Annotated in this window: 6 protein-coding genes; 5 read left to right on the top strand and 1 reads right to left on the bottom strand. The window is 45.9% G+C overall.

Going from position 1 to position 4,815, the window contains the following annotated elements:
* Positions 1 to 197 (bottom strand): hypothetical protein (locus tag GF401_02710; GenBank protein MBD3343955.1); only part of this gene is annotated, 197 nt, incomplete at its 3' end.
* A 137-nt stretch (positions 198 to 334) separates the two neighbouring features.
* Here GF401_02710 and GF401_02705 point away from each other — a divergent pair.
* From GF401_02705 to GF401_02685, 5 genes are all read left to right on the top strand, one after another.
* Positions 335 to 952, top strand: a complete 618-nt coding sequence (locus GF401_02705; protein ID MBD3343954.1) for a DUF445 family protein — start codon at positions 335 to 337, stop codon at positions 950 to 952.
* Positions 953 to 964: 12 nt separating this feature from the next.
* On the top strand, positions 965 to 1,990 hold the full coding sequence (locus tag GF401_02700) for a hypothetical protein (protein MBD3343953.1): 1,026 nt from the start codon (positions 965 to 967) through the stop codon (positions 1,988 to 1,990).
* Positions 1,991 to 1,993: 3 nt separating this feature from the next.
* A complete protein-coding gene (locus GF401_02695; protein MBD3343952.1) occupies positions 1,994 to 2,998 on the top strand; it encodes a VWA domain-containing protein in 1,005 nt (334 codons plus the stop codon).
* A 79-nt stretch (positions 2,999 to 3,077) separates the two neighbouring features.
* Entirely contained in the window at positions 3,078 to 4,097 is a 1,020-nt protein-coding gene (locus GF401_02690; GenBank protein ID MBD3343951.1) for a VWA domain-containing protein, read from the top strand.
* Between the two features lie 35 nt (positions 4,098 to 4,132).
* Positions 4,133 to 4,815, top strand: a 683-nt coding sequence (locus GF401_02685) for a tetratricopeptide repeat protein (protein ID MBD3343950.1), incomplete at its 3' end; no start/stop codon positions are given.

Raw genomic sequence — 4,815 nt, 5'->3', positions numbered from 1 at the left:
TGGAGCGAGATGAGGCGACGGACACCCAACTCGTACAGCTCCCTTAAATCCGACAAAGCGTATTCATCATTCAGATACATCGCTCCCCCGGGCAACGCTGAACCGGCAAGCGTATCGGGGATTATCCAGGAAAAATTCTTTAGTGCCATGGGTATATAGTACTTTTCGTTATCAAATGATAATGATTGTCCCCTCAATAAAACATCCTTACAAAATAACCTATTTCCCGCTATCCATACCATATCATTTCATCACCCGATGGAAATGAAATATTTTATGGCTTAATTTGAATATTGCCGAATCCATAAACGTAGTATAGAATCCAATTTCTATAATGAATTACAATATTATATTTCTGTCTCTGATACCGATTATTTCCGGTCTGATCGGCTGGCTTACTAATTATATTGCGGTTAAGATGATTTTCAGGCCCCGAAAGCCGGTAACGATACTGGGAATCAGATTTCAGGGATTAATTCCAAAGCGTAAATCCGAGCTTGCACGAAAAATTGGTGAGACGGTAGAAAAAGAACTGATTTCTCATCGTGATATAAAAAAAGCCATGCAGACGCCGGCGTTTCATGACGCCATGGTCTCGATCCTGGGTGGGAAGATCGATGAGTTGTTTCAAAAGCTCCTGGGGACAAGCGCGCTTACCGAGCTTTTTCTTTCCGGAGATGTTGTACGGCAGATAAAAACCCGGCTGATGGAAGAACTCGAGCCTTTCCTTCCGAGTGCCCTGGATATGCTTTTAAAGAAAGTGGAATCGCATCTTGATTTCAAAAAAATCGTGCAGGAAAAAATTGAAGGCTTTGACATGAGCAGACTGGAAAACATAGTTTATGCCATTGCCTCCCGGGAACTGAAAGCCATTGAGATCTTTGGCGGTATCCTGGGATTCATGATTGGACTTGTTCAGGTCGGACTCATTGTCGCAGGTAAAATTTTATAAGCTAAAAGGTTCATGACAGGAGATATTCACATCCGTACTACGATTCGCACTCTGTTCCGGCGCCTTGCAAAAACCGGTAGTGTATTTGCATTTTTAACGGCATTTACAGCCACCGCCGCAACGCTCACAACATCCCTCAGCAGCGACAGCCTTACTGTCGGCGACCGGATTGAATATACCGTCACCCTTACCGTTCCGAAAAATGTCACGGTTGTTCCTCCTGAAATCGAACAGGATTTCGGCATTCTGGCGGTAAAAGACTATCGTGAAGACCAGGTTGAACTCGACCGCAAGACTAAAAGAGACACACTTGTGTACCGGTATATGCTGACAACCTATAAAGTCGAGCCCTGCTCTATCCCGGCCCTTCCATACGTTATCGTTGAAGAAAATATTCCCGATACGATCATGACCAAACCGGTCCCACTCAGAGTCCATTCGGTCATAACAGCCGACACTGCCGACCTGAAAGATTTGAAACCGCAACAGGTTGCCGGCAATCGCCCGCTGATATGGCTTTGGATCGGCCTGGCTCTTTATGTGATAACCGGATTTATTCTCGGTGCAAAATTTCATTGGGGCAAGCGACGGTGGGTTGCACCACCACCGCCGCCGAAACCACCCTATGAAGAGGCGATTATGGCCCTGAAAGATCTCGAAACAAAGCAGTATCTCAAACAAGGGCATGTCAAACCCTTTACTTTTGGGCTTTCCGATATCCTCAAACGATATATCAGCCGGCGGTATGATGTTTTTGCTGCGGAATATACCACCGGGGAGATGCTTGAATGGCTCGAGCAGGCTCAAATCGAACCGGAACCGAAGAAAAAAGCCCAATGGTTCTTTAAAACAAGCGATCCGATTAAATTTGCCCGGTATGTTCCTGATATGGATACCTTGTATACGCTCGAAAAAGAGGCCCGGAACTTTGTAGAAAAAACCCGTCCTGATCTTACCGGAAGGAAAGAGGCAAATCGGTCCGACAGAAACCAACCGGCCCAAAACCGGGAGCCATCAACCGAAGAGCAAAGCAAATAGTCTATGCGTTTAAAAGATCCTGCATTTCTCTGGCTGCTCCTTATCTGGATTCCCATGATATGGGTATACGTACTTCGGGAAAAGCGCCTGAGACCAACCGTCAGATTTTCAGACTTGTCACTAATCAAAAAGCTTCCTCAATCGCCCTGGGTGAAACTTCGCCATACCACAATTGTGCTCAGAGTTATCGGGGTTGGCCTGCTTATTGTTGCACTCGCCCGTCCGCAAAAGGGAAATACCGAAGAAGAGGTCAGCACCGAAGGTGTTGATATAATTTTGGTTCTTGATGCCTCCACCAGCATGCGGGCTCTCGATTTCAAACCTCAGAACCGGCTGCATGTGGCAAAGGAAACGATCAAAAACTTCATTCAAAAGCGGGAGCACGACCGGATCGGCCTGGTTGTGTTTGCCGGAAGAAGCTATACTAAATGCCCATTAACCCTCGATTACAATATCCTTGTTCAGTTCTTAGATGAAGTAACGTTCAATGAAATCGAGGACGGCACCGCTATCGGGACGGCCGTAGCAACTGCCGCAAACCGGATCAAGGATTCCTATGCCAAAAGCAAGGTGGTCATTCTTCTGACCGACGGGGCCAATAACCGTGGTGAAATCGCCCCACTCACTGCAGCCGAAGCTGCCGGTGCACTGGGGATCAAAATCTACACGATCGGCGTAGGGAAGGAAGGCAAAGTACCCTATCCCTTTCAGGTGCGCAATCCGTGGACCGGTAAAGTAAGCTCCCAGGTGCAGCTTGTCGAATCGGAGCTGGATGAACAGTCTCTGGTCGATATCGCAACGACGACAAAGGGAATGTTTTTCAGGGCAAACGATCCCGAAAAGCTTCAGGAAATTTACGACACTATCGACAAAATGGAAAAAACCGAAATAAAAACAAAATCATTTACAACCTATGCGGAACGATTCTTCCCCTGGCTGTTATGGGGAAGCGTAATTTTAATCCTGGAACTCATCCTGGCCCATACACGGTTCAGACGGGTTCCTTAGTACAGCATTACGGAGTTTTTACAATGCAGCATATAACAGTCTGCACACCGGTAACACCATTGCCTGAGGAGTCGGGCCAATGAGATTCGGCAGCCCGCATTTTTTCTGGCTTCTCCTGGGTATACCGATCCTGGTGGGCTTTTTTATCTGGGCCTGGCAGCTGAAACAGCAGGCGCTTAAACGGTTTGCATCATCGTCGTTGATGCCTCGTCTTGCACCGAACATGCGCTTTTCACGGCAACTGCTTAAATGGATATTCTTTATCGTCTTTTTCTTTTTCCTTGTTTTAGCCCTGGTCCGACCGCGATTCGGAGCGAAAATGGAATTGATGGAGCGCAAAGGTGTCGACATTATCATAGCGCTCGACATTTCCAAAAGCATGCTTGCCGAAGACATTGCGCCGAACCGTCTTAAAAGGGCAAAATATGAAATCGCCAAATTCATCGATTTATGCCAGGGCGATCGAGTGGGACTTGTTGTATTTGCCGGTGAAAGCTTTGTACAATGTCCCTTGACACTCGACTATGGTGCTGCAAAGCTGTTTTTAGACGTCGTGGAAACCGACTGGATTCCGATCCAGGGTACCGCCCTGGCATCGGCGATCGAACATGCCAATGAAGCCTATCATTCCAAAGCCAGGAAACACAAGGTGTTGATAGTTCTTTCCGACGGCGAAGATCATGAAGGTGAATCGATAAAAGCAGCGAAAAAAGCTGCGGATAAGGGAGTAAAAATTTATACCGTCGGTATCGGTTCCGAAAACGGCGTGCCTATTCCGGTCAAAAAGCAGGGCGGCAATGTTGTATACAAAAAGGATAAAAAAGGCAATCTGGTTATGACTCGTCTTAATCCGGTTACCCTCGAAAAAATCGCTTTGGAAGGTAAGGGCAAATACTTCCATGCCGGAACGAACCTGGATCTTGAGGTCATTTACGAAGAAATAATGAAAATGGAAAAAAAGGATCTGGGAATGAATAAAATGACTATTTACGAAGAACGGTACCAGTGGCTTCTGTTTATAGCCCTTCTCTTTTTATGTGTCGAATTCTTCATTCCCGAACGGGTGAGAAAAAAAGGCGAGTGGCATGGAAGGTATTAAAAAACACGATATCCTTTAACCGGTTTTAATTTGCTATGAAAATAATTTCTTTATTAATTCTGCTTTCTTTTTTTGCGGTCTCCCTCCGGGCCGATGACGTGTACAGGAAAAACAGGAAAGCGAATAAGCTCTACAAAGAGGGGAAATACGAAGAAGCGCTCAGGTTGTATGAAGATGCACTCCTTGAAGCGCCCGGTAATCCTGCATTAAAAATGAACAGGGGTTCGGCCAGTTATAAGCTCAAAAAATTCGATCAGGCTGAAGAAGATTATATGTCTGCCCTTTCGCAGGAAGATGTTGAAGCGCGGGCCGATCTTCATTATAACCTCGGCAACATACTCTATCGACAGGGCCAACAGCTTATGCAAAGGGGGCAACCTCAGGCAAGCGAAAAATTCAAGCTGGCACTCGAAAACTACATAAAGACTCTCGACATCGATCCCAACGATCAGGATGCCAAATGGAATCTCCAATTGACACAAGAAATGATCAAGCAGTTGGAAAAGCAACAGCAAAAAGATCAGAATAAACAGGATAAAAACAAGGATCAGGATAAGCAAAACAAACAAAACAAACAGGATCAGAAAAACAAGAATAAAGACGACAAGAAAGAACAGCAGGATCAAAAAAACAAGCAGCAGGAAAAACAGGACCAACAGAAAGAACAGCAACAGCAGCAAGATAAAAAAGAGCAGCAGCCACCCCCACCCTCACCAAG

The sequence above is a fragment of the Chitinivibrionales bacterium genome, from assembly GCA_014728215.1.
Lineage (GTDB): Bacteria > Fibrobacterota > Chitinivibrionia > Chitinivibrionales > WJKA01 > WJKA01.
The sequence above is the reverse complement of the archived record's forward strand: the minus strand, read 5'-3'. Positions and strand labels throughout refer to the sequence as shown.